This window comes from Kitasatospora indigofera, assembly GCF_014655955.1.
Lineage (GTDB): Bacteria > Actinomycetota > Actinomycetes > Streptomycetales > Streptomycetaceae > Kitasatospora > Kitasatospora indigofera.
In genome coordinates this window covers 39,676-65,810 of the sequence record NZ_BNBO01000034.1, presented here as the reverse complement: position 1 = coordinate 65,810, position 26,135 = coordinate 39,676, and the positions used below count along the sequence as shown (strand labels likewise).

Sequence of the window (26,135 nt, the reverse complement as noted above, 5' to 3'; positions counted from 1 at the left end):
ACCCCGTGACGACGACCCCCGCCAGCCCGGCCCCGGGCACCCCCCACTCGATGCCGGCCCACTCGATGCCGGCCCACCCGGCTCCGGCCCACCCGGCGACACCCGGCTCCGGGCCGGACCGCCCCGGCGCCGCCGTCCTCGACTTCGACGACCCCGGCTTCCAGGCCGACCCCTGGGCCCTGTACGACCACCACCGCGAGCACGATCCCGTCCACCGCTCCGAACTCCTCGGCGGCTACGCCGTCTTCGGCTACGAGCTGGTCCGCGAGGTGCTGGTCTCGCCCCGGTTCTCGGCCTACCACCCCTTCCGCACCAGCCGCCGCGCGTTCGGCCCCTCGATGCTCGACCGCGACGGCGCCGAGCACCAGCGGCTGCGCTCCGCCGCGGCCGGCCCGTTCCGCCCGCGCGCGGTGGCCGGCTACGCCGAGCGGATCGTGGCACCGCTCGCCGGCGAGCTGCTCGACGAACTGGTCGCCGAACGCCGGACGGACCTGGTGGACGCCCTGGCCCGGACCCTGCCGTTCCGCGTCATGTGCCGGGTGCTCGGCCTGCCGGTGGAGGAGGCACCCTGGCTCGCCGCGACCCTCGCCCCGCTGGTCGACTACGTCGATCACGGGCCGACCACGCTCGCCGAAGTCACCCGCCGGCGCGAGGAGTTGCGCGACCGCCTCCAGCGGGCCCGGGCGGGCGAGGCCCGCGACGGCCTGCTCGCCGACCTCGCCGCCGACGAGCGGCTCAGCCCGGCGGAGGTGGTCAACACGGCCGTCCTGCTGCTGGCCGCCGGCACCGAGACCACGGCGGCCGGCATCGCCAACGTCCTGGTCGCCCTCGGCACCCGGCCCGAGCTCTACCGGCGGCTGCGGACCCGGCGCGAGGAGGTACCGGGCGTGGTCGCCGAGACCCTGCGGCACGAGCCGCCGCTGCACGTCACGCTCCGCTTCGCCGCCGAGGACGTCGACCTCGAAGGGGTGCGGATCCCGGCCGGCGCCCCGGTCAACGCCTTCCTCGCCGCGGCCAACCGCGACCCCTCGGTCTTCCCCGGACCCGACGTCTGGGACCCGCTGCGCCGCCCGCAGCGCACCCCGCTCACCTTCGGCGCCGGCCGGCACGTCTGCCTCGGCGCCGGCCTCGCCGTCGCCGAACTGGAGACCGTCGTGAACGCCGTCCTCGACCGCGTGGAGGCCCTGGACGTGCTGGCGCCCGCACCCCTGCCGAGCGGACGCACCTTCCGGGCGGCCTCCCCCGTCCGCTGCGCCGTACGCCCCGCCGCCGGGGCCGGGCGATGACCGCCGCGCGGGAGCGGACCGCCCCGCACGGCCCCGGCGGCCCGGACGCCGGCAGCGACCCGGACGGCCCCCGCGACCCGGACGGCCCCCGCGACCCGGACGGCCCCGGCGCCCGGCCCGACGACGCCGCCGGGGAGAGCGTCCGCTGGACGTCCCCGTCGGCCGTCCCCGAGAGCCAACGGCAGGCCTTCGACGAACTGCTGCCGTACTGCGTGCCCCCGGGCGGCCACCGCTGCGAACACACCGACCTGGCCACCGTCGTCCACTACCGGCCGACCGCCGGCTGGCCGGCGGCCCGCGCCGAGGACCTCCTGGCCGCCGCCCACGCCCGCACCGCCCGCCGCCAGGGCGCCCCGCGGGCCCGGTTCGAACAGGTCGCCACCCCGGTGCCCACCCGGCCGGCCCCGGCCGGGCACCGCCGGGTGGGCACCGGCCTGGAGGTGGGCCCGGGAGCATCGGCCCGGCTGCTCCGCGCCCTGGACACCGTCCTGCTGGACCTGGCCCTGGACAGCGGCGCCGACGAGTACACCGCCCCGCACCTGGTGGACTGGTCGACCGTCGAACGCGCCGGATACACCCGCTCCTTCCCGCAGAACCTCCTGGCGGCCGCCGAGGTCGGCCCCGACCTGGCCGCCCTCGACCGCTTCGCCGCCGCGCCCGACCGCGCGGCCCGCCGGGCCGAACTCGTGCCCGGCGGCGCGGTCCTGGCCCCCGCGGTCTGCCTGCACCTGTTCGCCGCACTGGCCGACCGGCCGCTGCCGGCCCCCGTACGGGCGACCGCCCGGGCCGGCTGCGCCCGGCGCGAACTGCCGTCGGCCGTCTCCGCCACCCGGCTGACCGCCTTCACGATGCGCGAGATCGTCTACGTCGGCGACGCGGCAGGCGCCCGCGCCTTCCGGGACGACATGCTGGAGCGGCTGGAGTCCCTCGCCCGCTCCGTCGGCCTGCCGTGCCGGCTGGAGACGGCCAACGACCCGTTCTTCACCCCCGACCGGGTCGACTACCTCGCCTTCCAGTCCGCCTACGAGGTCAAGCACGAACTGCGCGCCCGGCTGCCGCACGGCGCCCCCGACGTCGCGGTGGCCTCGGTGAACCTGCACCAACAGCACTTCGGCACCGGCTTCGGCATCGACGGCCCGGACGGCGCCGCCTATTCGGCCTGCATCGGATTCGGACTCGAACGATGGGCGCACTGGATCCGGGCCCACACCGGCGACGACCCCGCCGACTGGCCCGCACCGCTGCGCGAGGCCGCCGCCGCACGGAGGGAACCAGCATGAACCGACCACCCGCGGGCGACACCCTCGCGATCGGTTTCGGCACCGACGGGCCGCCCGTCACCGCCGCCATGACCTGGGGCCAGGTGGCCATCTGGGACGTGCTGCGCTGGCTGCCCCCCGAGGACACCTCGACCAATCTGGTACTGGCCGTCCCCGCGCCGTCCGGCACGGCCGTCGGACGGGCCGCCACGGCCGTCCGGCTGCTCGTCGAACGCCACGACTCGCTGCGCACCCTGTTCTCCGAAGGACCGCGGGGTCCGCTCCAGACCGTGCTGCCCGGCGGCACCCTGCCCGTCCGGCTGCACCCGGCCGGCGCGGCGGGGCCCCGGGACACCGCCGAGGAGGTCGGACGGCAGCTGCGCTCCACCCCCTTCGCGGCCGCCGAACCACCCGTCCGGGCGGCGGTCGTCACCGACGGGCCCGACGCCGCGGTGGTGGTGCTGTGCCTCAGCCACCTCGCCATCGACGGCTGGAGCCTGTCCATCCTCCGGGCGGACCTCGCCCAGCTGCTGACCGACCCGCCGGGCCTCGCGCCCCGGGCCCAGCAGCCGCTGGAGCGCGCCGGCTACGAGGCCTCGGAGCCCGCCCGCAGGAGCGAGCAGCGGGCGCTGCTCTTCTGGGAGCGGGCGCTGCGCGAACTGCCCGCCGCGATGGTGGAGGACCTGCGCGACGGCGGCCCCTCGGACCGGCAGTGGTCGCGGCTGAGCTCGCCGGCCCTGGCCCTGGCCGCCGCCGAGCACGCCCGGCGCGCCCGGCTGAGCCCCTCCGTGGTGCTGCAGGCCGGCACCCTGCTGCTGCTGGCGCTCTACACCGGCGAGCCTTCCGCGGCCCTGCGCACCATCGTGGCGACCCGGTTCCGCCCCGAGAACCAGGCCCTGGTCGGCGCCTTCAACCAGAACGCGCTGGTGCGCGCCGAACTCCGCGAGGAGACCTTCGACGCTTTCCTGCGGCGGGTGGGCGGCGCCGCCGCCACCGGGTACCGGCACACCGAGTACGAGCCCCGGGCGCTGGAGGAGCTGATCGAGCGGATCGGCACCGAACGGGGGCTGCGCACCGGGGGTTTCTGCTTCTTCAACGACGTCCGCTTCGGGTCCGGGCAGCAGCCGCTCGGCGCACCGGCCGCCGGATCGCCCGAGGCTCTCGCCGGCGCCCTGGACCGTACCGAACTCTCCGACCCGGAGTGGGACTTCGACCAGAAGGGTGCCAAGTTCTTCCTGTTCCTCCAGGAGCTGGAGGCACCCGCCGGCCCGGACAGCGCGCGATCGGTGATCACCCTCTGCGCCGACCGCAGGTTCCTGGCCGGCCGGGGGAGCGCGGTCTTCCTCCGCGACCTGGAGTGGCTGCTGGCGGGGACGGCGTACGCGGAGACCACCGTCGGGGCGCTGGCGGCCGCCCTGCGCGGGCGCGTTCCCGCCGCCGGCTGACCGGCCGGCCCCCGCGGGCCCGCCCGGACGACGACGGCCGGGCCCGCACGGGCCCGGCCGTCGTCGTCCCGCCGCGCCCGCTCTACCGGGTCAGCGCCCGGTCGATCCGCCGCATCGCCCAGCGCAGGCTCACCGCCCCGAAGACGGTCAGGTAGACCACCGGGACGAGAAGCTGGAAGCCGACCTGGCCGAGCGAGGGCTGCCGCACCAGCTCGATGCTCTGGTACAGCGGCAGGCACTCGACCACGATCTGCAGCCAGCGCGGGTACACCCCGAGCGGGTAGAAGGTGGTGGCGAAGAGGAACATCGGCAGCATCGCCAGCTGGATGAACTGGAAGTCCTGCCAGCTGCGCAGGTAGGTGACCACGACCAGGCCGGCGGAGGCGAAGGCGAAGCCGATCAGGGCCGCGCCCGGCAGCACCAGCAGGATCCCGGCCGAGTGCGCCAGGCCGAGGACGGACACCACCACCAGGAACCCGGTGGTGATCAGCGTGCCGCGCAGCACCGCCCAGAGCGCCTCGCCGAGGGCGATGTGCTGCGCCGTCATCGGGGTGGCCCGGATGGACTCGTAGGTGCGGTTCAGCCTGAGCTTGGCGAACATGTTGAAGGTGGTCTCGTTCATCGCCCCGTTCATCGCCGCGGTGGCCAGCAGGGCGGGTGCCACGAAGGCCGAGTAGGCCACCGGGGAGTCCCCGAGCCCGGGCACCCGGCCGACCAGCTGGCCGATGCCGACGCCGATGGACAGCAGGTACAGCACGGGCTCGAACACCTCGGCCAGCAGCAGGTACCAGGTGTGGCGGTAGATCAGGAGGTTGCGCGCCACCATGTTCCCGGCGCCGCGCAGGCGGCCGTGGTGCACGGCGGTGTGAGGGGCACTGAGGACGGTCACGGGCGGACGGGCCTGCCTTCCGGGTGGCGGGAACACGGCTTGGGGACGGACGGATCAGCCGTACAGGTGGCGGGTGTAGGTGCGGCGCCCCAGGAGCAGGCCGGCCGTGGCCATCGCGGCCAGGTAGAGCACGTGCACGCCGCTGTCCAGCGGCGCGGCGGTGCCGAGCGCCAGCTCCCGGCAGAGCTGGATGCCCTGGTAGAGCGGCGTCACCGACACCACGGCCCGGAGCCAGTCGGGGAGTTGGGTGGTGGAGTAGAACGTCCCGGAGAACATGTACATCGGCAGCAGGACGAACCGGAAGACACCGTTGATCCGGGTGGACCGGGTCACCGTGACCGCCCAGGCGGCGACCGGCGCGGCGAAGGCCAGCCCGGTCAGCAGCGCGGCCGGCAGGAGCAGCAGGCTGTGCCGCCAGGGCACCGCCCCGGTGGCGACGATCACCACGACGAAGGCCAGCGCGCTGGTCAGGACCCGGAAGCCGGTGAACAGCAGGTGACCGGTGAGGATGTCCGCCGGGCGCATCGGAGTGGCCGCCGCCGCGCGGTAGTTGCCCCGTTGGCGGGCCGACTGGAAGACCGGTCCGGCCGAGTCCAGGAAGGCGTTCTGCATGGCGGCTGCCGCCAGCAGGCCGGGCGCGAAGAACGCCAGGTAGGTGGCGCCGTGCAGGTGGTCGCTGCCGCCGTCGTCCACCAGCCTGCCCAGCCCCACCCCCATGGCGGCGAGGAAGAGCAGCGGGTTGGCGACGTTGACGACGACGGTGCCGCGCCAGGTCCTGCGGTAGCGGTGCATCCAGTACGTGAACTCCCGCAGAGCGGGCGACCGGGCGAGGTCCGGGAGGAGCGCCATGGACGGGCCTTTCGAAGGTGATCGCTCGACGGGTCAGTCGACGAGGGTGCGGCCGGTGAGGGTCAGGAACACGTCCTCCAGGCTCGCCCGGCGGACCAGCGCGGTGAGGGGCGTGATCCGCTCGGCGTGCACGGCGGCCAGCGCGGTCTCGCCGTCCTCGCAGTAGAGGAGCACCCGGTCCGGCAGGACCTCGACCCGCTCGGCGAGCGCGGCCAGCCGCCCGGCCGTCAGCTGCTGCTCGCCCGGGGGGAAGCGCAGTTCCAGCACCTCGCGGGTGGCGTGGGTGCGGATGAGGTCCTGCGGGGATCCCTCGGCGACGATGCGGCCGGCGTCCATCACCACCAGCCGGTCGCACAACTGCTCGGCCTCGTCCATGTAGTGGGTGGTCAGGACGAGCGTCACGCCGTCGGCCTTCAGCTGGTAGAGCCGCTCCCACAGCAGGTGGCGCGCCTGCGGGTCGAGCCCGGTCGTCGGCTCGTCCAGCAGCAGGATCTCCGGCTCGTTGACCAGTGCCCGGGCGATCGTGAGCCTGCGCCGCATGCCGCCCGACAGGGCCTCCACCTGGGCGTCGGCCTTGTCCGTCAGCCGGGCGAACTCCAGCAGCCGTTCGGCCCGCTCCCGGATCACCGCCCGGCCGAGCCCGAAGTACCGGCCGTAGATGAGCAGGTTCTCCCGGACGGTGAGTTCGGTGTCGAGCGTGTCGTCCTGCGGCACCACGCCGATCCGGGCGCGGATCTCGGGGCCGTGCTCCGCGGTCTCCAGGCCGAGCATCCGCAGGCTGCCGGCGCTGAGCGGGGACACGCAGCCGAGCATCCGCATGGTCGAGGACTTCCCGGCGCCGTTGGGCCCGAGGAACCCGAACGCCTCGCCGCGGCGCAGCTGGAAGTCGATGCCGTCGACCGCGACGAACCCCGAGTCGTACACCTTGCGGAGGGCGGAGGCCTGGACCAGGAGTTCGCTGGAGATGGTGACTGTCACTTCGTACCCTTTGGCTGTTGTGTGCTTCGGTGCGACGGGGGCGGTGGTGCGGGGGACTCGGGCCGGTCCGGTGCCGCGCCGGGGCCGGCCAACGACCGGCGGACCGCGCCGGTCCGCCGGTCCGGGTCGGTGGCGGCCAGCACGACCAGCCGTTCGAGGTCGCCGAGCAGGTCGGTGGCCCGGTGGCGGTCGAGGAAGGCCGGATCAAGCGAGAGCGTGATGAGGCAGGTCTCGTCCAGCCGGTGCAGGGAGAGGAAGAGCTTGGCGCCCTTCTGCGGGTCCTGGCGGGGCAGTCGCTCCAGCCTGGTGAGCGGCAGGGCGGCGAGGACGGCCGCCGGGTCGTGCTCCGCGCCGGCGGGGCCGTCGGGCCGGGCGGCGGTGCGCGGCGGGCGGTCCCCGTGGAAGCTGACGTCGTTGAAGAAGCAGTAGCTGTCAGGGGTGAAGCCGCGCTCGGCCGCGATGTCGGCGACCAGCTGCTCCACCCGGCGGGGATCGGCCTCGCACCGCCGGTGGGCGGCGAGCACCGTGGTGACCGCTCCGCGCAGGTACTGTTCGAGCGGCTCGTCGGCCACCCGCAGGTGCAGCAGGGCGTTCTGGTTGAAGGCGCCGACGTAGTCGCGGTCCTCGGGGGCGAAGCGGGTGGCGACGATCAGGCGCAGGGCGGCCTCGGGCTCGCCGGTCCGGACGGCCAGCAGCAGGCCGAGGAGGGCGACCAGCGAGGTGCCCGGGGTGACGCCGGTGCGGGCGGCGATCGCGCGCAGCGCGAGGGCCATCGCCGGGCTGTCGACACTGGCCCAGTCCCGCCCGGTGGTGAGGCTGCGCGGGGACTTCTCCAGCATGGCCGGCGGGACCACCCGCAGCCTGCGCTCCCAGTGGGCGACGGTGGCGGCCTCCCGGCGCAGGCCGGCCTCGGAGCGCTCGTACCGGGCCCGTTCGGCGGGCTGTCTCGCCCGCGGCGGCAGGACGTGGTCGGCCGGCGTGCCGGCCGCCAGGAGGGTGGCGAGGTCCCGCAGGACGATCCGGAAGCTCCAGGCGTCCACCGCGAGGTGACTGATGGTCAGGACGACCGCGGCCGGGGCCCCGTCGCGGTTGAGGACGGCGGCGCGGACCGGCAGGTCGTGGGCGTGGTCGGTGGCTCCGCGCCGCAGTCGCTCGCCCAGCCGGTGGGCCTCGGCGGCGAGGTCGGGGCCGGTCGCCTCGTGCACGGCGACGCGGAGTTCGCCCTCGCCGAGGACGTGCTGGACGGGGGTGCCGTCCTGCTCGAAGTAGTGGCTGCGAAGGGCCTGGTGGCGTTCGATGAGGACGCGCAGCGCGGCCGGCACCTGCTCCGGTCGGGTGCCGGCCGGGACGGTGAGCCATCGGTACAGGTTGGGCGAGTCGTCGCCCTCGGGGAGCCAGCGCAGCACGTCCCAGAAGGCCAACTGCCCCCAGGCCAGCGGGGTGGTCGGGGGGCAGTCCGCCCGGAAGCGGACCAGGTGGTGCGCGGGTGAGAGCATGCGTGGTCTCCTGTGAGGTGCCGCCCGGTGTCGCTGTGCCGGCCCCGCCGGGTGCCCCGTGGGGCCCGGGTGCGGCAGGGCCGGCGGCCGGCCGGGTCCGGTCGCGCGGGCCGTTCGGTCCGGGCGCGGTCGTGCGGTGGGGGCGGGCACCGCTGTCGGGAGCGGCTCGGCGGCGCGGTCCGCTTGTGGCGGAGGGTGCGGGCCGGCCGGGCGGGGGTGCCCCGGGCCCGGTGGTGGCGGGGGGCGTCGATGCCGCCGTCGGCCGGGCACCGATCGCGACGGGCCACGTCGCGCAGGGCCCGGCCCTCCGTCACCAGCCCATGGTGTCTCATATTTTCACCGTATTGCAAGTAGGTTGCGGGGTGGGTCTGGCGTGGACCTTTGCCTCCGGGTGCCGCCGTGCGGGTGGGACGCGTGGTCGGCCGAGGCCGGTGTCCGACCGTCAAGCTGTCTGCTCCTGCGGCAGATCGCTGCCCGTGGTGGCCGGCCGACGGCCCCGGCATCGTCGGCCGGGAGGCGGCGCGGGGGAGGCGGTCCGTCGGCCCGACGGGGTCTGGCCAAGCGTCAGGGTACTGACCATCAGGTAGTTGCAGGAGTTAGCGAAAAATATTCAAGTCCTTGCAAGGGCACGATCAAGTATGTAAGGCTGCCGCAGCGCCGCACCGACGTCTCGGCCTCCGCGCCTCTCCGCATCAGGACAGCTGACCCCACCCAGCACCCCAGGAGATTCGATGACCTCGCTCATGCCCGGACGTACCCACGTCCTGGAGGCGGACACCGCCGACCAGTTCCGCACCGCCGTGGCCGCGGCACCGGACGAGCACTGCCTGGCCGGAGTGCTCGACGCCTGCTTGCGCCCGCTCGTCTACAGCCGCCACCACTGGCTGGTCTACAAGGGGGAGTACCGCGTCCGCGCCGATCTCCGATCGGCCTTCGAGTCGTGCCGGCAGCGCGATCCGCGCGAATGGGACGACGAGGAGGCGGACTTGATGCTTTCGCTGTTCGCCCTGGACACCGCGTCCACCGGGCTGGACGACCTCGTCGACCGGGTCGACTCCGCCGCGGTCCGCGAGGTGCTGCACGCCCGCCACGCGCTCTACACCGGCGTCGTGGCGCCGGCGGAGCGGGCGCCCGACGGGCTGCTCGCCCTCGCCCGGCGGGTCGAGGACCTGCGCCCCGTCGTCCAGCGCACGCACGAGCTCTTCTCGGTGATCGACGGGCGGGCCTGGTTCCGCACCGAAGGCGTCCTGCCGCAGGCGGACATCGACACCGAGCGGCTCACCCCCGCCGTGCACGAGGTCCTGGTCGAGGTGTTCGGCCAGCCGGCCGGCCCCGCCGCCTCCGACCGGCTCCGGGCCGCCACCAGGACGGCCGTCGCGACCGACGGCGACAGCGCCTCGGTCCTCCGGGCCGTGATGCGGGCCGCCCTCGCCGACCCGGTGCTCCGCGCCGACCACGTGACACTGACCTGCCCGATGGGCGACATGCTCGACCGCCCGCACGAGATGACCACCAGCGACGCCTTCTTCACCGAGACCCAGCTGCGCGACGGCATCGAACTCGGTGACTACGCGGAGCAGTTGGGCCACGAGTCCACCGACCAGCTGCACCGGACCATCCGGGCCCGGATGCTGAAGCTCAAGCGCGGCGCGATCCGCAGCCTCTACGGACCGGGCTGCCTGCAGGGCCAGTTCGTCGAGAAGCACGGCGGTCACATGCTGTTCCGGAACGAGGACGCCCACTACCGGGGGCACAAGAGCATCGGGTGCTCCAGCGGTGGCCGCGCCTCGTTCGCCCTGCGCCACGCCACCGGCGGGGCCGAGCAGGTCATGACGCCGATGATCGGCGACTTCCGGGTCGTCCGGATGAGCCACGACGAGGACCAGACCTTCACCGCCGCCGAACTGCCGCAGGTCATCCGCTACGGCGAATGGCTGCGCGTCGTGGTGGAGGAGACCTACCGGCTGGGCGCGGTCCTGCGGACGGACGCTCCCTCGCCCACCGCCTGAAACCCGGCCCGCCCTCCCGCGACGAGGTCCGGCCTCACCAGAAAGGACGAACCGTGCGGATCTGGATCGACCAGGCCACCTGCCAGAACAGCGGACTGTGCGAGGAGGAGGCGCCGGAACTCTTCGGCATCGGGAACGACTTCCTCGCGTACGTGCGCCAGGACGGCCGGCTGCTGGAGGAGCCCGGTGGTGAGGAGAGCCAGGCCGAGGTGCCCGAGCACCTCCAGGAACTCGCGGAACTCACCGCGCGGGCCTGCCCGGCCTCCTGCATCCACCTGATCGACTGACCGACCACCCGTGTGGTGAACCCACCCGCCCAACCCATCGGGGAATGACATGACCACCATGACCGACCAGACCGTAGAGCTGTCGCCGGAAGAGGCCCACGACCGGATCCACGCCCTCGCCCGGGGCTGCTCGGACCATCCGGCCCTGAAGAACCCGTTCTACGAGCTGTGGATGTCGCAGGAGCTGACCGCGGACGAGGTGGAGCTCGTCGCCAAGAACTTCTACGAGCGGGTCCGGCGCACACCGGTGCGCATCGCCCTGGCCTTCCTCCACATGACGGACATCGCGGCCCGGGCCGAGACGGTCGAGAACCTGTACGACGAGATGGGCCTCGGAAACCCCCGGAAGGTCCACTCGGTCATCCTGAAGGACTTCTTCGAGACGCTGCTGGGCAGGCTGCGCGGGCACGAGGTGGACCTGGACTCGGTGGCGGCGCCGCTGCTGCCCTCCACCGTGCGGCTGATCGAGGAGGGCGAGAAGGTCTTCAGCAGCCCCTACGCCCAGGAGGTGTGCGGCGCGCTGCTCGCCCAGGAGTGGCACGCCTACCCGCAGCTCGTCCAGCTCTACGAGGGTGTGCGCAACTACCGCGGCCACTACGGGCTGGAGGAGTTCCACGAGAACTGCGAGTACTTCTACCTCCACATCGGCGCCACCGAGAAGGAGCACAAGATCCACTCCCTCTCGACCGCCGCCAAGGCCTGCCGCACGGTCGAGGACATCGCCCACATCGAGCGCGGCTTCACCACCTACCTCGACCTGCTGGCCGAGAACTGGAACGAGATCCACCGCACCGTCCGCCCGGCCTGACACACCGCACCGGCGCACCGGCGGCGTCCCCGCCGGCCCGGCCCCCGGGTGGTCCGGGAGCCGGCCACGGCGGGGACGCCGGACCGGGGCGGCCGGCGCCACGAGAGGAGCAGCGGTGACCGAGAGGGAGCAGGACCCGCCGCGGCGGCCGGGCGACGGTCTTCGCCGCGCGGCGGAGGACCCGCCCGCGTACGGGCTCTTCCTGGTGAGCGGGAGCGCCCTGCTCGCGGAGGCCGCCGCGTACACCCGGATCGACTGGGCGGTGATCGACATGGAGGGCGCCGCCATGACCAAGGCCGACGCGCTGCACCAGGCGCAGGCCCTGGCCGGCACCGGGGTGGCCCCGATCGTCCGGGTGCCGCGGCTGGACCGCCACGACATCGAGTTCGCCCTCGACCTGGGCGTGGCCGGCGTGATGGTCCCCAAGGTCGACCGGGCCGAGGACGCCGCGCGCGCCGCGCGCTTCTCGCACTACCCGCCGCAGGGCGGCCGGGGCGTCAACCCGATCCGGGCGAGCGCCTACTACAGCGCCTCCGACCGGTACTTCGAGTCGGCGAACCGGGAGGTCCTCTGCGTCGTCCAGATCGAGAGCCGCGAAGGCGTGCGCAACGCCGGGGAGATCGCGCGGACCGACGGGGTGGACCTGCTCTTCATCGGGACGGGCGACCTCGCGATGGATCTCGGGCAGCCGGGCCGTCCGGGCGGGCCGGCCTTCGACCAGGCCCGGCAGGCCGTGCTGGCGGCGTGCGCCGCCGCCGGCAAGCCCGCCGGGATCTTCGCACCCAGCACCGGGCTGGCGCGGCAGTACGCCAAGGAGGGGTTCCGCTTCATCGCGGTCGGCAACGAGGTGAAGTTCTTCGTCCAGTCGGCCGCGCTCGCGGTGACCATGCTCCGCAAGCAGTGAGCCCCGGACGGGACCGGCGGGACCACCGCAGGCCCGAGGGCGGGAGCCCGAGGACCGAACCCCCGAGGACCGGAAGGAGAACACGGCCATGGAGCAACCCCGTTGGGTCACCCGCGAGCGGGCGGTGTCGCGCAGGGTGGTCTTCGAAGGACGGATCGGCCGGGTCGTCGACTACTTCGGCGGCGCGGCGCCGGACGGCGGACCGCAGGCCTACCTGGTCGAACAGCGGAACCAGGTCCTGCGTCCGCACTTCCACCCCGTCGACCAGTTCCAGATCCTGCTCGGCGCCCCGGGCGCGTTGTTCGGCCGCCGGCCGATCGACCACCCGGTCGCCCACTACGCCGACGCCCGTACCGTCTACGGCCCGCTCACCGGCGGCGACCCCCCGCTGCGCTACTTCACCCTGCGGGCCGAGGCGACACAGGCCACGGAGTTCATGCCGGAGTCCCGGGCCAGGCTCCCGGACCGCCCCGGGCGGAGCCTGCACCGGGAGATCGCGCCCGCCCCGGCGGATCCCGGAGCGGGGCGGGCCGCTCGCACGACCCTGCTGGCGGACGAGCGCGACGGCCTGGAGATCAGCTGCGTCACCGCCGGCGCCGGTGCGCCCGTCGAGGTCCCCGGGGCCGGACCGGCCGGGCAGTTCCTGTTCGTCCTCGCGGGCGAGCTGGAGTACGGGGGCGCCGGCCACCCCGCCGAGTCGGTCGGCTGGCAGCCGCCGGGCGGCGCCGGCTGGACGGGGCGGGCCACGAGCGCCGGCACCCGGCTCCTCGTCCTGCGCTTTCCGGAGCCGGCCGCGGCCGGAGCCCCGCCGGCCGAGCCCGGCGCGGACGCCGGCCGGCGCCCCGCACGAGTCGAGAAGGGTGGGAACCATGCGTGACGACCCCGGGCCCGCACCCGTGGACCAGCCCGGCCGGGAGCCCGGCCGGCAGCTCGACCCGGAGCTCGAACGGGCCGCCCGGCTCTACCGGCTCGTCGACCACGCCGATCCGCACGCCGTGCGCAGGGAGGCGGCCCGCCGGCTACGGGTGGCCCGGATGACCGGGCAGTGGGCCGCCGACGACCCGGGCGTCCTGGTCGAGGACACCGTCGCCTCCGACGGCGCGGGTCGCGCGGTGCCGGTGCGGGTCTACCGGCCGCTGGTGGCCGCCGCACCGTACCCGGCGGTGCTGTATATGCACGGCGGCGCGTTCATCTCCGGGGACCTCGACTTCGAGCACCCCCGGTGCCTGCAGATGTGCCGCGGGACGGGGGCGGTCGTCGTCTCCGTCGACTACCGGCTCGCACCCGAGCACCCCGCCCCCGCGGCGCTGGAGGACTCGGTACTCGCCCACCGGTGGCTCTGCGGGGCCGGCGGCCGGGCGCTGTCCGTGGACACCGGCCGCATCGCGGTGGCCGGCACCAGCGCGGGCGGCGCGCTGGCCGCCGGGGTCTGCCTGACCGCCCGCGACGAGGGCGAACTGCCGCTGCCCGTACTGCAGATGCTGCTCTACCCCGTCGTGGACGACACGATGCAGACCGGCTCCGCGCGGGCGTTCACCGACACACCGGCCTGGGACTCCCCGAACTGCGCGCACATGTGGCGGCACTACCTGGGGCCCGCCGGCACCCGCGACGGCGCCCCGCCGCACACCGTGCCGGCCAGGACCGCCGACCTGTCCGGCCTGCCCGCCGCGTACGTGATGACGGCCGAGTACGACCCGCTGAGGGACGAGGGCGCGGCCTACGCCCGCCGGCTCGCCGACGCCGGCGTCCCCACCGAACTGCACCAGTACGCCGGGACGTTCCACGGCTTCGACACCCTGGCCCCCGCGACGGTGTCGCGACGGGCCCTGCACCAGCAGCACGCCGTCCTGCGCGGCGCCCTGCACCGACCCCGGCAGACCTGACGCGCGGCCACGCCCGGCCCACCCGGCCGGGCAGAGAGAGGACACACGATGTCAACCGAAACCGAGTTCGTCAGCGACGCGCTCCGCTTCCTCCAGGAGATCGGCGCGGACACCTCCGGCGTCGAGGCGGGGACGAACCTCTTCGACACCGGGGTGCTCGACTCCCTGGGCACCCTCGCCTTCCTCGACTTCCTGGAGCAGCAGATGGGCGAGGAGATCGAGGTCGAGGCCCTCGACATCGACTCCATCGCGACGCTGCACGGCGCCCACCAGTTCGTGCAGGGCCACACGCAGGCCTAGGAGGTCTCCGGCGGATCCCGCCGGACACGTCCCAGCCGCCCGCCCTCCCGAGCCGGGAGACCGACGTCCGATACGGGGCCCCACAGATGAACCCGCACCGCTCGCCACTGCACGAGGAGCACATCCGCCTCGGCGCCCGGATGACCGAATCCGGGGGCTGGAGCATGCCGTTGGAGTTCGCCGGCCCGTTCAAGGAGTACCGGGCCCACCGCAACGCGTCGGTGCTGTGGGACGCCTCCGACCTGGGCTCGGTCCTGGTCGCCGGCCCCGGCGCCCGCGACCTCCTGCAGCACACCCTCACCAACGACCTCGCCCGCTGCGGGCCGGGGCGCAGCCAGTACACCCTGCTGCTCTCCGGGGCGGACGGGAGCGTGCTGGACGACCTGGTGCTCTGGTGGGTGGAGAGCGACCACTTCCTCCTGACGGCGAACCGCCCGGAGGCCGTGCTGGCGGCGCTGCGGTCCGCGCGGGCGGCCGGGCCGTACCCGGACTGCCGGATCGAGGACGTCTCCGCGGGGCGGGCGCTGCTCGCCCTGCAAGGCCCGCAGGCCGCCGAACGGATGGCCGGACTCGCCCCGGCGGCGGACTCGGTGGCCGGGTCCGGGGTGGCGCGGTTGCGGCTGCGCGGCCACGAGGCGCTGGTGGCCGCCACCCGGTTCGGGGGCCGGCTCGGCTACGAGCTCCAACTCCCCGCGCCGGCCGCCCGGGAGGTCTACCGGGCCCTGCTCGCCCGCGGGGTCGCGCCGGCCGGCCTCGCGATGCGCGAGACCCACCGCCTGGAGGCCGGCATCCTCCGGCACGGCTTCGAGTTCGGGCCCGGGGTCACCCCGCTCGAAGCGGGCCTGGAGCGGATCGTGGCCTTCGACACCGGGTTCACCGGCCGGGCGGCCCTCCTCCTGCGGCGCCGGCGCGGCATCCGGCGGATCCTGCGGACGGTCGTCATGGACGGCCGCCGGATCCCCCCGGCGGGGGCCGAGGTGCTCCAGGAGGGCGAGCCGGTGGGCCGCGTCACCAGCGGGACCTTCTCGCTCGGGCTGCGCCGCGGGCTGGCACTCGCGTTCCTGCGGCCCGACGTCGCCGCCGGGAGCGCCCTGACCGTCCGCACCCCGGCCGGGGAGGCGGGCGGCGCGGTGGCCGCCACGCCGTTCCCGCCGGCCCCGCCGGCGGCGGTGCACCGGTGACCGCCGCGATGAGGCCGCGACCGGTGCCGGCCATCGAGATCTTCGACCCGATGCGCCCGGACGTCCTGAAGGACCCGTACCCGGCCTACCGGGCGCTGCGCCGGCACCGTCCGGTCGCCGAGCTGGAGCCGCTGGGCATCTGGGTGGTCAGCCGGTACGCGGACGCGCAGCGGGTGCTCGGCGACCCCGAGGGGTTCTCCGCCGCGCTGGCCTTCGGCAAGGACGCGACGCTCCTCGACGACCGGGGGCCCGTCCGGCGGCAGCTGAACCTGAAGTTCGCCGGGGACGCGGGCGGGGTCGTCTCCTCCAGCGACGGCGAGGTGCACGCCCGGCTGCGCCGGACGGTCGCCAGGCTGCTGAGCAAGCCGCGGCTCGACGTCGTCGAGCCGGCGATCGGGGCCCACGCGCACGGCGTGATCGCCGCACTCGCCGCCCGCGGCGAGCACGTCGACATCGTCGGGGACCTGGCCAAGCCGGTGGCCGCGCAGTCGATCGGCGCCCTCATGGAGCTGCCCGACAACGTCGTGCGGGTGCTCGCCGGGTGGGCCGACCTGACGGCCCGCGCGCTGGACCCGGGGGACGAGCTGTCCTCGGTGGCCGCCGGACCGCGGGTGATGCGCAGCAACCTCGCCTCCTTCCGCGCGGTGACGGCGTTCCTGAACGCCGCCGCCCGCGCGGCTCCGGGCGGCCCGTCGGGCACGGCCGGGAGCGGTCTGGCCGGCTCCTGGCGGGAGGCGGACACCCCCGCCGCCCGCGAGGAGGTCATCCTCGCCGTCCTCCAGCTGTTCCAGGCCGGCTACGAGACCATCGTGTCGGCGGTCTGCCACCTGATGGCCGCCTTCGTGATCGACCGGCCGCGCCCGCCGGGCTTCCCGTCCGGCCCGGACCTGTCCGGCGCCCTGATCGAGGAGGGCCTGCGGCTGGCCTCCCCGGTCCGGGCCACCCTGCGGACGGCGGTCGGGCCCCGGACGGTCGGCGACGTGCAGGTACCCGCCGGCGCGCGGCTGATGGTGCTGATCGGCTCGGCGAACCGGGACGAGCGGGTCTTCGAGGAGCCGGGGACGGCGCTCGCCGGGCGCCGGCCCGCACACCTGGCGTTCGGCGCGGGCCCGCACCGCTGCCTCGGACGGATGCTGGCCCACACGGAACTGCGGTACATCGTCGGCGCGTTGGCGACCGCCGGTGCGCAGGTCTCGTCCGTGGCGGGGGCCAGGGTCAGCGCCAACATCCTGAAGGCCGGCTACGAGTACCTGCCGGTACGCGTCGCATGGCGCTAGGGCCCGGCCGGCGACTCGACAACCCGGCGACTCGACAACCCGGTACCCGACGGCCCGGTACTCGACGACTCGGTACTCGACGACTCGTCACTCAGCACGTCAGTTCTCCGCAGATCAGTTCTCAGCGACTCACGAACGGGAGCGCCTCGCGATGCGCGTAGGTTTCATCGGAGCCGGACTCATGGGAGCACCCATGGTGGAGCGACTCCTCAAGGCGGGGCACGAGGTGGTCGTCTCCTCCCGCACACCCGACCTGCTGCCCCCGCACTGGTCCGTGGTGGACGGCCCTGCGGCGGCCGCCGCCGGCGCCGAGGTGATCTGCTCGATCCTGCCGGACTCGGCCGAGGTCCGTGCCGTGGTGGCGGAGGTGCTGAGCGTCGCCGAACCCGGCGCGGTCCTGGTGGAGATGACGACGCACTCGCCGGAGGTCGCCCGCGAACTCGCGGGTGAGGCCGAGGCGCAGGGGGTCGGCTACCTGGACTGCCCGGCCGGCGGCGGCATCGCCGCCGTCCGTGACGGCACGCTGGCCTTCTGGGCCGGCGGGAGCGCTGCGACGCTGGAGCGGGCCCGGCCGGTCCTCGCCGCCATCGGCGACGAGGCGAAGCTCCGGCACTGCGGCCCGGTCGGCGCCGGCCTGGTGGTCAAACTGGCCAACAACTACCTGGTGGCCGTCAACGCGGTGGCGTCCGGCGAGGCCCTGGCGATGGTCCGCGAGGCCGGGATCGACCCGGCCACGGCGATCGGGGCGATCACGACCGGTGGCGGCGGCGCCAACGCGCAGCTGGCCAACCTGTACCCGAACCGGGTCTTCGCCGGAGACTTCCGGGCCGGCTTCAAGCTCGGCTACCTGCTGAAGGACCTCCGGCACGCCCTCGACCTCGCCGCCGGCACCGGCCTGGCCGTCCCGGTCGGCGAGGCCGCCCGGGACCGGATCGACGAGGCCGGGCAGGAGTACGGGCACGAGGTGGACTTCGGGTCGGTGGCCCGGCTCTACGGCTGGTAGTCCACCGCACGCACGCATGCCCGTACGCACGGGCGGGCCGCCGGCGGGGCGTGGACGCGCAGGGCATGGACGAGCGGGACATCGACGAGCGGGACATCGAGAAGGAGAAGTGCATGAGCTGGGACATCCGCGAAGCCCTCGACGAGGGCGAGGTGCGCAGCTGCTGGCCGGTCTTCCGGGAGCTGCGGCTGAACATCGCCTCCGAGGAGCTGTTCGTCGACCGCTGGCGGAACCAGCGCGCGGAGGGCTACCGGATCGTCCTCCTGGAGCGGGAGGGGGAGGTGCAGGCGGTCGCGGGCTTCCGCATCCTGCACTCGATGGCCTGGGGCCGGATCCTCTACCTCGACGACCTGGGGGCGCTGAGCGACCAGCACGGCGGCGGACTCGGCACGGCGCTGCTGCGGCACGTCCAGCAGCTGGCCCGCGACGCGGGCTGCGAGGCGGTGCACCTCGACACCGGCCACCAGCGGCACCGGGCCCACCGGGCCTACCTCCGCAACGGGTTCGTCTTCGACAGCCACCACCTCCAGTGGCGGGTGACGGACGCATGAGGGAGCTGCTGAAGCGCCATGAGGACCTCGCGTCCGCCCGGCCGGACGACCACGCCGTGGAGTACCACGACGGGCGGTCGTCCGGGACGGTCCTGACCTGGGCCGGTCTCTGCGAGCGGGCTGAGCGGATCCGTACGGACCTGCTCGACGGCGGCGCACGGCGCCACTGCGTGTCGGCCCTGGTGCTGAACGACCATCCGGACCTGATCCCGACCCTGCTCGCCCTGTGGCAGCTCGACAGCCCGCCGGTGCTGCTCGACCCCCAGTGGGGCGGCGGGCTGACCGCGTCGATCCTGGCGCACAGCACGCCGGTCTTCCGGGTCGACCTCGAACCGGCCGTGACGGTGACACCGCTGGCCGCCGGGGCGGGCTCCACCGACGTCCCGTCCGACGCCGTCTTCATCGGCTACACCTCCGGCAGCACGGGCGACCCCAAGGCCATCGTGTTCACCCACGAGCGGCTCCACGACGGGACGCTGGGGAACGTCTCGGCCTCGCTGCGACTGCGCGGCGCGCCGCCGGCCCGGCTGGCCCGGTCCATGCGGATGTCGGGATCGGGTGTCATCAACCTGCACCACACCTGGGCCGCCGTGCTCGGCGCCTGCGTGGTGGTCCTCCCGGAGCTGACCGTCGCGACGGCCCCGGGGTACTGGTCCCGGCTGGCGGAGCACCGCATCGACCAGACCTTCCTGGTGCCCCAACTGGTGGAGCTGGTCAACCGGTTCGCCCAGGACCGGGACACCACCGTGCCCGGCCCGCTCTGCTTCACCGGCAGCGCCCCGCTCTCGCCCCGGACCCAGGAGCGGTTCCAGCGCCGCTTCGGGCTGCCGCTGCTCAACGCCTACGGGCTCTCCGAGACCTCGTCGGCCGCCTTCTTCGGGGACCTCGGCGACGACGGCATGGCGACCAACCGGATCGGGGTGCCCGAGCGGGTCGCCGCCCGGCTGCGGGACTCGGCCGGGCGGATCGTCGAGGGCCGGGGCGAGGGCGAGATCGAGCTGTCCGGGACCCAGGTCTTCGCGGGCTACTACCGCAACCCGGTCGCCACGGCCGAGACCCTCGTCGGGGGATGGCTGCGCACCGGGGACATCGCGCGGCGCGAGGAGGACGGTGTCTACCGGCTGGTCGGGCGCAGCAAGGACGCCGTCATGAAGGGGAGTTACGCGATCTACCTGACCGAGGTGGAGGAGGCCGCGGCCGCCCACCCGGACGTCCTGGAGGTGGCGGCCGTGCCGCTGCGGCTCGCCGAGAGCACGGAGGACATCGGATGCCTGGTCCGGCTGGTCGAGGGGGCGGCCACCGCGCCGGAGGACGTCCTCGGCTGGCTCCGCGAGTCGCTGGGCGCGCGGCGCGCGCCGTGCCGTGTCGTGCTGACGGAGGCGCCGCTGCCGCGCGGCGGCCAGGACAAGCTGGTCCGGCCCGCCATCGCCGCGCTCTGGGACGCGCTGCCCAACGTCCCCCGCACGCTGGGCAGTTCGTGGGAGAGCGCCGGGGCGGGCCGATGACCGCCCAGCAGCAGCAGCCGCCGCAGGCGCAGTCCCCGCAGCCGCCGCGCCCGGCGGGCCACCGCCGTGCCGCCGCTCCGCCCTGCCCCACCGGCGGCGCCGGTCACCCGGGAGGCGGACGGTGATCGCCGGTGTCACGCACCTGACCATGGAGTCCCCGCTGGAGTCCGGCATCGCCCTGGGCGCCGCCCTGGGCTTCGGACTCGACTTCGTGGACCGGGTCGAACTCCCGGCCGCCTTCGAGGCGGTGGAGGACGAGGACCATGTCCTCCCGCTCGCCCTGCTGGCCGCGCCCTCCGGCATCCGGCTGGAGGTGGTGGACCACGGCCGGACGAGCGGGCGGCGCGGCGCGTACGAGGCGATCTTCCGCTGCCCGCCGCCGGCCGGACCGCCGGTGGCCGGACGGGAGGCCCTGCGGGAGGCCCTGCGGTCGGAGGGGTCCCTGACCGACCCGGTCTGCCGGGCGGTGGCCGGCCCCGCCGGGGCGGCGTGGTTCGAGTCCGGATCCGGGTCCGGGCCGGACGCCGCTTCGGACACGGCGGCCGGCGGACTGGCCGGACTGCTCTGCCGGGTGCCGGACGTGCCGGCCGAGGCGGACTTCTGGTCGGCGTTCGCCAAGGCCCGCTGGGACTCGGTCCGGCCGGACGCGGCCTGGGGCACCCTCTCCTCGCCGCTGTTCCCGGCAGCGTGCCGGCTGCTGCTCGTCCCCGGCGACGGGACCCGGCCCGCGCACGCCATGAACGACCTGGGATTCCCCTCCATCGGCGTCGCGAGCACCTCGATCGAGGCCGACTGCGCCAGGGCGGTGGCCGCCGGGGCGACGCTGCGCGCCGAGGCCGTCGTCACCTCGGTCGGCGGGCGCCCGCTGCGGATGGCGCTGATCGAGACCCCCGGCGGCGCGCCCGTCGAACTCCTCTCCGTGCACCGGGGAGCAGCCCGGTAGCGTCCGCCTCGTGCGGCCCGCGGCCGCCCCGGCCGGGGCGCGCGTCCCCGTCCTCCGCCCCTATCCACGCAGGAGCACAGCCCGATGACATTCAAGCTTGAGGGACCGGTCCTCGAAGGCGCGGTCGTGCGCCTGGAGCCACTGACGCACCGGCACCGGCCGGACCTGGCCGCGGCGGTCGAGGAGAACCGCGCCTCGTACGACTTCACCTGGGTCCCCCGGGCCGAGGAGGTCGAGCGGTACATCGACGAGCAGCTCGGCCGGGCGGCCACCGGCAAGCTGGCCCCGTACGCGCAGGTCGAGCGGGCGTCCGGCCGGGCGGTGGGCGTCACGGCCTACTGGGACCCGCGCCTCTGGCCGGAGCAGGACCGGCTCTGCGCGGTCGAGGTCGGCTTCACCTGGCTGGCGGCCTCGGCCCAGGGCACCGGCATCAACACGGAGGCCAAGCTGCTGCTCTTCCGGCACGCGTTCGAGGAGTGGGGCGTCTCCCGGGTCGACCTCAAGACGGACGCCCGCAACAGCCGCTCCCGGGCCGCCATCCAGAAGGCGGGCGCCCGGTTCGAGGGGGTGCTCCGCAACTGGTCGAAGTCCTGGGCCCCGGGTGAGGACGGACGGCTGCGGGACTCGGCGATGTTCTCCGTCGTCGCCGACGAGTGGCCGCAGTGCCGAGCCGCGCTGGAGCGGCGGCTCGCGGCGGCGCGGCACCCCGTCCCGGCGCAGCACCCCGTCCCGGGACCGCCCCCGGCGCCGGCGGTCCCGGCACCCGACCGGACGGCCTGAGAGGAGCCTCGGATGGCACTGTGGGACAACTACGACGACGTGGACTTCCAGGTCGTGGCGAACGCGGCGGGCCAGTACTCGGTGTGGCCCTCGACCCGCCCGTGCCCGCCCGGCTGGTCCGGCACCGGCTTCGCCGGGCCCTGGCAGGCCTGCCTCGACGAGATCGACGGGATCGACCGCCGTGGGCGGGGCCGGCCGGGCACGGCGGAGCGGGCCCCCGTAGCCGCTGCCGGCCCGCGGCCCGCTCCCGAGGATGGGCGCTCGGCCCTGTACGGCCCGCACCGCGCCGTACCCGACGTCCCGGTCACGGAGCTGATCCGGGCGCGGGAACTCCCGGCCGACCTCGTCGCCGCGGTCTGCGGCGAGCAGCGACTGACCAGGGGCGAGCTGTTCGACACGGCCGCCGGCTGGGCCCGCGTGCTCACCGAGGAGGGCTGCGGGCGCGAAGTCCCGGTCGGACTGCTGCTGCCGCGCGGCCTGGACGCGCTCACCGCGATCTTCGCGGTGCTGGAGGCCGGCGGCGGGTACGTCCCGCTGTCCTGCGACGACCCGCCCGCGCGGACCGAGGCCGTCCTGCGCGACTGCGGGGCGCGGACGGTCGTCACCACGGACGAGCTGGCCGCCACCCTGGGCCCGCAGGCCGGCCGCGTCCTCACCCTGTCGGAGCTCCGGGCCCGGGCGGCGGGCTCCACGGCGCGGCCACGGCCGGCCGCCGGCGACGACCTCGCGTACGTCTTCTACACCTCCGGCACGACCGGGCGGCCCAAGGGCGTCGAGGGCACCCACCGGCAGCTGGTCAACTACGCGCTCTGGTGCGGCCGGGCGTTCGAGCACCGGCCGGGGGAGGTGACCTTCCTCAATGCCTCGCTGTTCTTCCTCGGCTCGCTCACCACGATCTTCACCCCGATGCTGGAGGGCCGGCCGATCGTCGTCGCACCCGACGGCGTGACGACGGACGAGCTGCTGGAGCTCACCCGACGGTCCACGGGCGGCCTGTTGAAGGTCACCCCCACGCACCTGCGCATGATGACGGCCCGGGGTGTCCCGCAGGACGGGCTGGCACGCCAACTCATGGTGGGCAGCGAGCCGTTGACGTTCACCCCGGAGATCCGGGCCTGGCTGGGCGGCGACCGGAGCCGGGTGATGGTCAACCACTACGGCCTGACCGAGACGCACGGCTGCTTCTGCCACCGGCTCACCGGCGACGAGGAGACCGGCGGCAGGATCCCGGTCGGGACGCCCATCGACAACGTCGAGGCCTACCTCGTGGACCGCGACGGCGAGCTGGTCGGGATCGGCGAGGTCGGCGAACTGCTCGTCGGCGGGCCCTCGCTGGGGCGGGGATACCGGCACCGGCCGGCCCTCACCGCGGAGCGCTGGATCCCGCACCCCTGGGGGGCCGACGGCGCGCGGCTGCTGCGCACCGGCGACCTGGCCCGGCTGGGCGCCGACGGTGTGGTGACGGTGCTGGGCCGGGCGGACCGGCAGGTGAAGATCCGCGGCCACCGGGTCGAGCCGGCGGCCGTCGAGGAGGCCCTGCGGGGCCTGCCCGGGGTCGGGGAGGCCCTCGTCCTGCCCCGGTCCGCCGACGGGACGACCGCACTGGACGCGTTCGTGCTCCGGGCCGCCGGGGCCGGTGCGGACCCCGACCCGGTGGCGCTGCGCGAAGCCCTGGAGACGGTGTTCCCGCCCCAGTGGATCCCGGCCCGGATGGCGGTGCTGGACGAGTTCCCGGTGAACGCCAACGGCAAGGTCGACATCGCCGCGCTGCCGGTACCCCGCCCACCGGTGCCGGTGGCCGCCGCCGGCGGGCCGGCCGAACGCTGGAGCAGGCTGGACCGGATCGTCGCCGAGGCCTACTGCGACGTCCTGGAGGTGGACGACATCGGGCTGGCGGACGGCTTCTACGACCTGGGCGGCGACTCCCTGACGTCGGTCCGGGTGGCGGCCCTGGTCGGGCGGGCGCTCGGCCGGGACGTCCCCGCGCCGTCGGCCGACGCGGCCACCGTACGCGGCTACGCGCGCCGGATCGGCCCCGCCGGGGCCGCTGCGCCGGCCGCCCCGGCGAAGCGGGGGAGCTGACGTGCCGCCGGACCGGCCGGTGACGCTGCTCACCGGGGCGACCGGCTTCCTCGGCTCGGCCCTGGCGGTGCGGCTGGCCGAGCAGGGGGACACCGTGCGCTGCCTCGTCCGGGGGGCGACCGCCGAGGAGCGGGCCGCGCGACTGCGCGCCGCCCTCGACGGCCGGCTCGCCGAGGAGCACCGGCACCGGATCGAGGTCGTCCCGGGAGACCTCGCCGAGGAGCGCCTCGGCCTCCCGCCCGCCGCCTTCGAGGCCCTGGGCCGGGGCGTCTCCCGGGTCGTCCACTGCGGGGCGCGGGTCAACATGACGCTGCCCTACCAGTCCCTGTACGGCGCCAACGTCCGCGCCACCGAGGACCTGCTCGAACTCGCCGAGGCCCGGGCGGCGTCCTTCTGCTACGTGAGCAGCCTCGCGGCGGTCGGCCGGGGCGTCACCGGCGAGCCGTTCGAACTCACCGCCCCGGTGTCGGGCGGGTACGGGCTGACCAAGTGGTCGGCCGACCGGCTGGTCAGCGTGGCGCACCAGGAGGGGCGGCTGCGGGCCGTCGTCCTGCGGCCGGGCCGGATCACGGCGCACTCCGGCACCGGGCGCTCCAACCCCGACGACCTCCTGGAGGGCGTCATCCGGGTCTCGGCGCGACTCGGCCTGGCCCCGGTGCTCGACACCAGGATCCGGCTCAGCCCGGTCGACTGGGTCAGCCGGCTCGTCGTCGCGCTCTGCGGGACCGACCGGGCCCACGGGCAGGCGTACCACCTGATCGCCGCCCGGACCCTGCCGTGGGCCGCCGTCCCGGCCGCGCTGCGCGCCGCGGGGTACCGGCTCACCGACCTGCCGTACCCGCGGTGGCGATCGGCCGTCCTGGACGCCGGCCGGGAGGACCCGGCGCTGGCCAGGATCGCCCACGCGCTGCCCGGGACCCCGCTCTCCTTCGACGACCGGACGGCCTGCGAACCCCGCAACGCCGCCCGGACGCTGGGTGGCGACCACCCGGAACCGCCCTCCGCGGAGCGGCTGCTCGAAGCGACCCTCGGCCGCTGGCAGCTCGCGGGTGAGCTGCCCCGCGTCCCCTGAAGGGGCAGAGCCCCGAGGACGCCGGATCGGGGGGCGGTTCGGCCCGTGGGGTGGGGTGGGCCGGGCGCGCGGCCGGCCGGAGCAGGGCGCGGGCGGCTGCGGGCCCCGTGTGTGACGTCAGCGTGGCCGCTCGTCGGGGCCCCCGGCGGCCCGGCCGCCCGCCCGCTGGTCGGCCCGCTCCTCGGGCCGGCCGCTCGCGCTCCCGCCGGCGGCCGTCCCGTCCGCCTCGCCCGCGTCGCCGTGCCGGCCGGCCTCCGCCGCGGCCGTCCCGTCCGTCCCGTCCGTCCCGTCCGCGTCGCCGCGACCGCCGCGCCGGGAGAACAGCAGGGGCAGCAGGGACAGCGCCACCAGCGCCAGCACCAGGGGCAGCAGGTAGTGGTCGATGCCGGGGAAGGACGCGCCCAGGGCGTAGCCCGCCAGGATGGTGCCCTGCGTCCAGAGCAGCCCGCCGACCACCTGCCAGAAGGTGAAGGTCGCCGTCGGCACCCGCAGCAGGCCCGCCGCGGGCCCGAGCACGGACCGCACCATCGGTACGAAGCGCCCGAACACGATCGCCTTGCGCCAGCCGTAGCGCTCAAGCAGCTCCTCCGAGCGCGCCGTCGCGCGTCTGAGCCGGGTACCGCGGCTCCGGGCCAGCAGGGACGTCCCGCCGTGCCGGCCGATCACGAACCCGAGCTGGGTGCCGGCCAACGACCCGACGGCCGCGCAGAGCAGCACCTGCCAGAGGGTGAGGTACGGCCCCTGGTGCCCCGTCGTGCCGGTGCCGGCGGCGCAGAGCACCCCCGCCGGGAAGAGCAGCGTGTCGCCCGGGACGAAGAAACCGACCACCAGCAGCCCGGCCTCGACGAAGGTCACCAGCAGCACGGCGAGGGCGCCGTAGGCGGCCAGCAGCTCGGATCCGCTGGTGAGATCCAGCGCCGACGTCATTCGTCACCCCTGCTCGCCTGGTCCGCCGTGGGCTGCGTGATCTCCTCCCCACAGTAGTCCGGTGCCGCGGGAGGGCGCCGCCGGAGACGACGGCCCCCGGCCGGCCGCCGGGCCCGTGCGCGAGCGCAGCGCTACGTGAACGAACCGTTGCGCGAGCGCTGCGAGTGGCCCTCGGGTCCTCGGCGCTGGGCCTGGTGAGGGTGGCCGTTGCCCGGGCGGCGGCCACGGGGGCGGCAGGGAGCTTCAGGTGAGTGCGAGCCGCCGCCCGGCCGGCCCGCGCCGGTGCACGGAGCGATCCGGCCGAGCCGCTCGGCGGTGCCCTTACGAGCGCCTGGTCGCCCGTGACGGACCCGGAGCCGTGGACGTGCCGGCGGTCGGCCGGCGGCCGGGCTTCGGGAAGTCCGGGCGGGCGCGGGGC

Annotated in this window: 24 protein-coding genes; 19 read left to right on the top strand and 5 right to left on the bottom strand. The window is 75.3% G+C overall.

Translation table 11 applies throughout. The annotated features are described in order from the left end of the window. Positions 1–5 precede the first annotated feature (5 nt). Genes IE329_RS25655 through IE329_RS25645 form a run of 3 tightly spaced genes read left to right on the top strand, consistent with a single transcriptional unit; the run spans position 6 to position 3,990 of the window. Entirely contained in the window at positions 6–1,286 is a 1,281-nt protein-coding gene (locus IE329_RS25655; protein ID WP_190213339.1) for a cytochrome P450, read from the top strand. After that, positions 1,283–2,566 (top strand): class-II aminoacyl-tRNA synthetase family protein, encoded by a 1,284-nt coding sequence (locus IE329_RS25650; protein WP_190213338.1) that lies wholly within the window; start codon positions 1,283–1,285, stop codon positions 2,564–2,566. The genes IE329_RS25655 and IE329_RS25650 overlap by 4 nt, the downstream gene beginning before the upstream one ends. After that, the gene (locus tag IE329_RS25645; protein WP_190213337.1) at positions 2,563–3,990 is read left to right on the top strand and encodes a condensation domain-containing protein; all 1,428 of its coding nucleotides are present in this window, start codon (positions 2,563–2,565) and stop codon (positions 3,988–3,990) included. The genes IE329_RS25650 and IE329_RS25645 overlap by 4 nt, the downstream gene beginning before the upstream one ends. 82 nt (positions 3,991–4,072) lie before the next feature. Here IE329_RS25645 and IE329_RS25640 read toward each other — a convergent pair whose 3' ends face one another. The 4 genes from IE329_RS25640 to IE329_RS25625 are packed head-to-tail and all read right to left on the bottom strand — an operon-like array spanning position 4,073 to position 8,202. Continuing rightward, positions 4,073–4,879, bottom strand: coding sequence for an ABC transporter permease (locus IE329_RS25640; RefSeq protein WP_229927751.1), 807 nt, complete (start codon positions 4,877–4,879; stop codon positions 4,073–4,075). A gap of 54 nt (positions 4,880–4,933) precedes the next feature. Beyond that, complete coding sequence (locus tag IE329_RS25635) at positions 4,934–5,728, bottom strand: ABC transporter permease (RefSeq protein ID WP_190213336.1); 795 nt, start codon at positions 5,726–5,728, stop codon at positions 4,934–4,936. Positions 5,729–5,761: 33 nt separating this feature from the next. Further along, on the bottom strand, positions 5,762–6,706 hold the full coding sequence (locus IE329_RS25630; RefSeq protein WP_229927750.1) for an ATP-binding cassette domain-containing protein: 945 nt from the start codon (positions 6,704–6,706) through the stop codon (positions 5,762–5,764). Beyond that, positions 6,703–8,202, bottom strand: a complete 1,500-nt coding sequence (locus tag IE329_RS25625) for a condensation domain-containing protein (protein ID WP_190213335.1) — start codon at positions 8,200–8,202, stop codon at positions 6,703–6,705. The genes IE329_RS25630 and IE329_RS25625 overlap by 4 nt, the downstream gene beginning before the upstream one ends. A 731-nt stretch (positions 8,203–8,933) precedes the next feature. Here IE329_RS25625 and IE329_RS25620 point away from each other — a divergent pair. The 16 genes from IE329_RS25620 to IE329_RS25545 all read left to right on the top strand — a co-directional run bounded on the left by IE329_RS25620 (position 8,934) and on the right by IE329_RS25545 (position 24,790). Beyond that, complete coding sequence (locus tag IE329_RS25620; RefSeq protein WP_190213334.1) at positions 8,934–10,211, top strand: hypothetical protein; 1,278 nt, start codon at positions 8,934–8,936, stop codon at positions 10,209–10,211. A gap of 53 nt (positions 10,212–10,264) precedes the next feature. Next, positions 10,265–10,498 carry a ferredoxin gene (locus IE329_RS25615; RefSeq protein WP_190213333.1) on the top strand — a complete coding sequence of 78 codons (234 nt, stop codon included), beginning with the start codon at positions 10,265–10,267 and terminating at the stop codon, positions 10,496–10,498. Between the two features lie 58 nt (positions 10,499–10,556). After that, positions 10,557–11,306, top strand: a complete 750-nt coding sequence (locus tag IE329_RS25610; protein ID WP_190213332.1) for an iron-containing redox enzyme family protein — start codon at positions 10,557–10,559, stop codon at positions 11,304–11,306. A gap of 115 nt (positions 11,307–11,421) precedes the next feature. Next, positions 11,422–12,210, top strand: a complete 789-nt coding sequence (locus tag IE329_RS25605) for an HpcH/HpaI aldolase family protein (protein WP_190213331.1) — start codon at positions 11,422–11,424, stop codon at positions 12,208–12,210. Positions 12,211–12,298: 88 nt separating this feature from the next. Continuing rightward, positions 12,299–13,087, top strand: coding sequence for a hypothetical protein (locus tag IE329_RS25600; RefSeq protein WP_190213330.1), 789 nt, complete (start codon positions 12,299–12,301; stop codon positions 13,085–13,087). Continuing rightward, positions 13,080–14,096 (top strand): alpha/beta hydrolase, encoded by a 1,017-nt coding sequence (locus IE329_RS25595; protein ID WP_190213329.1) that lies wholly within the window; start codon positions 13,080–13,082, stop codon positions 14,094–14,096. The genes IE329_RS25600 and IE329_RS25595 overlap by 8 nt, the downstream gene beginning before the upstream one ends. A 48-nt stretch (positions 14,097–14,144) precedes the next feature. Further along, positions 14,145–14,396 (top strand): phosphopantetheine-binding protein, encoded by a 252-nt coding sequence (locus IE329_RS25590; RefSeq protein ID WP_190213328.1) that lies wholly within the window; start codon positions 14,145–14,147, stop codon positions 14,394–14,396. An 86-nt stretch (positions 14,397–14,482) separates the two neighbouring features. Further along, positions 14,483–15,577: an aminomethyltransferase family protein gene (locus IE329_RS25585; protein WP_190213327.1), complete on the top strand. Its 1,095-nt coding sequence runs from the start codon at positions 14,483–14,485 to the stop codon at positions 15,575–15,577. A gap of 23 nt (positions 15,578–15,600) precedes the next feature. Further along, a complete protein-coding gene (locus tag IE329_RS25580) occupies positions 15,601–16,854 on the top strand; it encodes a cytochrome P450 (RefSeq protein ID WP_190213326.1) in 1,254 nt (417 codons plus the stop codon). Positions 16,855–17,005: 151 nt separating this feature from the next. After that, positions 17,006–17,857, top strand: coding sequence for an NAD(P)-dependent oxidoreductase (locus IE329_RS25575; protein ID WP_268257318.1), 852 nt, complete (start codon positions 17,006–17,008; stop codon positions 17,855–17,857). Positions 17,858–17,922: 65 nt separating this feature from the next. Next, positions 17,923–18,408 (top strand): GNAT family N-acetyltransferase, encoded by a 486-nt coding sequence (locus IE329_RS25570; protein WP_190213324.1) that lies wholly within the window; start codon positions 17,923–17,925, stop codon positions 18,406–18,408. Further along, positions 18,405–19,913 (top strand): class I adenylate-forming enzyme family protein, encoded by a 1,509-nt coding sequence (locus IE329_RS25565; protein ID WP_190213323.1) that lies wholly within the window; start codon positions 18,405–18,407, stop codon positions 19,911–19,913. The genes IE329_RS25570 and IE329_RS25565 overlap by 4 nt, the downstream gene beginning before the upstream one ends. A gap of 121 nt (positions 19,914–20,034) precedes the next feature. After that, the gene (locus IE329_RS25560; protein ID WP_190213322.1) at positions 20,035–20,856 is read left to right on the top strand and encodes a VOC family protein; all 822 of its coding nucleotides are present in this window, start codon (positions 20,035–20,037) and stop codon (positions 20,854–20,856) included. Positions 20,857–20,940: 84 nt separating this feature from the next. Continuing rightward, positions 20,941–21,636 carry a GNAT family N-acetyltransferase gene (locus IE329_RS25555; RefSeq protein ID WP_190213321.1) on the top strand — a complete coding sequence of 232 codons (696 nt, stop codon included), beginning with the start codon at positions 20,941–20,943 and terminating at the stop codon, positions 21,634–21,636. 12 nt (positions 21,637–21,648) lie between these two features. After that, the gene (locus IE329_RS25550) at positions 21,649–23,718 is read left to right on the top strand and encodes an amino acid adenylation domain-containing protein (protein ID WP_190213320.1); all 2,070 of its coding nucleotides are present in this window, start codon (positions 21,649–21,651) and stop codon (positions 23,716–23,718) included. 1 nt (position 23,719) lies between these two features. Beyond that, the gene (locus IE329_RS25545; protein WP_190213319.1) at positions 23,720–24,790 is read left to right on the top strand and encodes a thioester reductase domain-containing protein; all 1,071 of its coding nucleotides are present in this window, start codon (positions 23,720–23,722) and stop codon (positions 24,788–24,790) included. Positions 24,791–24,907: 117 nt separating this feature from the next. Here IE329_RS25545 and IE329_RS25540 read toward each other — a convergent pair whose 3' ends face one another. Next, positions 24,908–25,717 (bottom strand): DedA family protein, encoded by an 810-nt coding sequence (locus IE329_RS25540; protein WP_190213318.1) that lies wholly within the window; start codon positions 25,715–25,717, stop codon positions 24,908–24,910. Between the last annotated feature and the right edge of the window lie 418 nt (positions 25,718–26,135).

Coding starts and splice junctions, on each gene's coding strand:
- IE329_RS25650 (WP_190213338.1), top strand. CDS start 1,283: ATGACCGCCGCGCGGGAGCGGACCGCCCCGCACGGCCCCGGCGGCCCG.
- IE329_RS25645 (WP_190213337.1), top strand. CDS start 2,563: ATGAACCGACCACCCGCGGGCGACACCCTCGCGATCGGTTTCGGCACC.
- IE329_RS25635 (WP_190213336.1), bottom strand. CDS start 5,728: ATGGCGCTCCTCCCGGACCTCGCCCGGTCGCCCGCTCTGCGGGAGTTC.
- IE329_RS25625 (WP_190213335.1), bottom strand. CDS start 8,202: ATGCTCTCACCCGCGCACCACCTGGTCCGCTTCCGGGCGGACTGCCCC.
- IE329_RS25620 (WP_190213334.1), top strand. CDS start 8,934: ATGACCTCGCTCATGCCCGGACGTACCCACGTCCTGGAGGCGGACACC.
- IE329_RS25610 (WP_190213332.1), top strand. CDS start 10,557: ATGACCGACCAGACCGTAGAGCTGTCGCCGGAAGAGGCCCACGACCGG.
- IE329_RS25600 (WP_190213330.1), top strand. CDS start 12,299: ATGGAGCAACCCCGTTGGGTCACCCGCGAGCGGGCGGTGTCGCGCAGG.
- IE329_RS25595 (WP_190213329.1), top strand. CDS start 13,080: ATGCGTGACGACCCCGGGCCCGCACCCGTGGACCAGCCCGGCCGGGAG.
- IE329_RS25590 (WP_190213328.1), top strand. CDS start 14,145: ATGTCAACCGAAACCGAGTTCGTCAGCGACGCGCTCCGCTTCCTCCAG.
- IE329_RS25585 (WP_190213327.1), top strand. CDS start 14,483: ATGAACCCGCACCGCTCGCCACTGCACGAGGAGCACATCCGCCTCGGC.
- IE329_RS25575 (WP_268257318.1), top strand. CDS start 17,006: ATGCGCGTAGGTTTCATCGGAGCCGGACTCATGGGAGCACCCATGGTG.
- IE329_RS25570 (WP_190213324.1), top strand. CDS start 17,923: ATGGACGAGCGGGACATCGACGAGCGGGACATCGAGAAGGAGAAGTGC.
- IE329_RS25565 (WP_190213323.1), top strand. CDS start 18,405: ATGAGGGAGCTGCTGAAGCGCCATGAGGACCTCGCGTCCGCCCGGCCG.
- IE329_RS25555 (WP_190213321.1), top strand. CDS start 20,941: ATGACATTCAAGCTTGAGGGACCGGTCCTCGAAGGCGCGGTCGTGCGC.
- IE329_RS25550 (WP_190213320.1), top strand. CDS start 21,649: ATGGCACTGTGGGACAACTACGACGACGTGGACTTCCAGGTCGTGGCG.
- IE329_RS25540 (WP_190213318.1), bottom strand. CDS start 25,717: ATGACGTCGGCGCTGGATCTCACCAGCGGATCCGAGCTGCTGGCCGCC.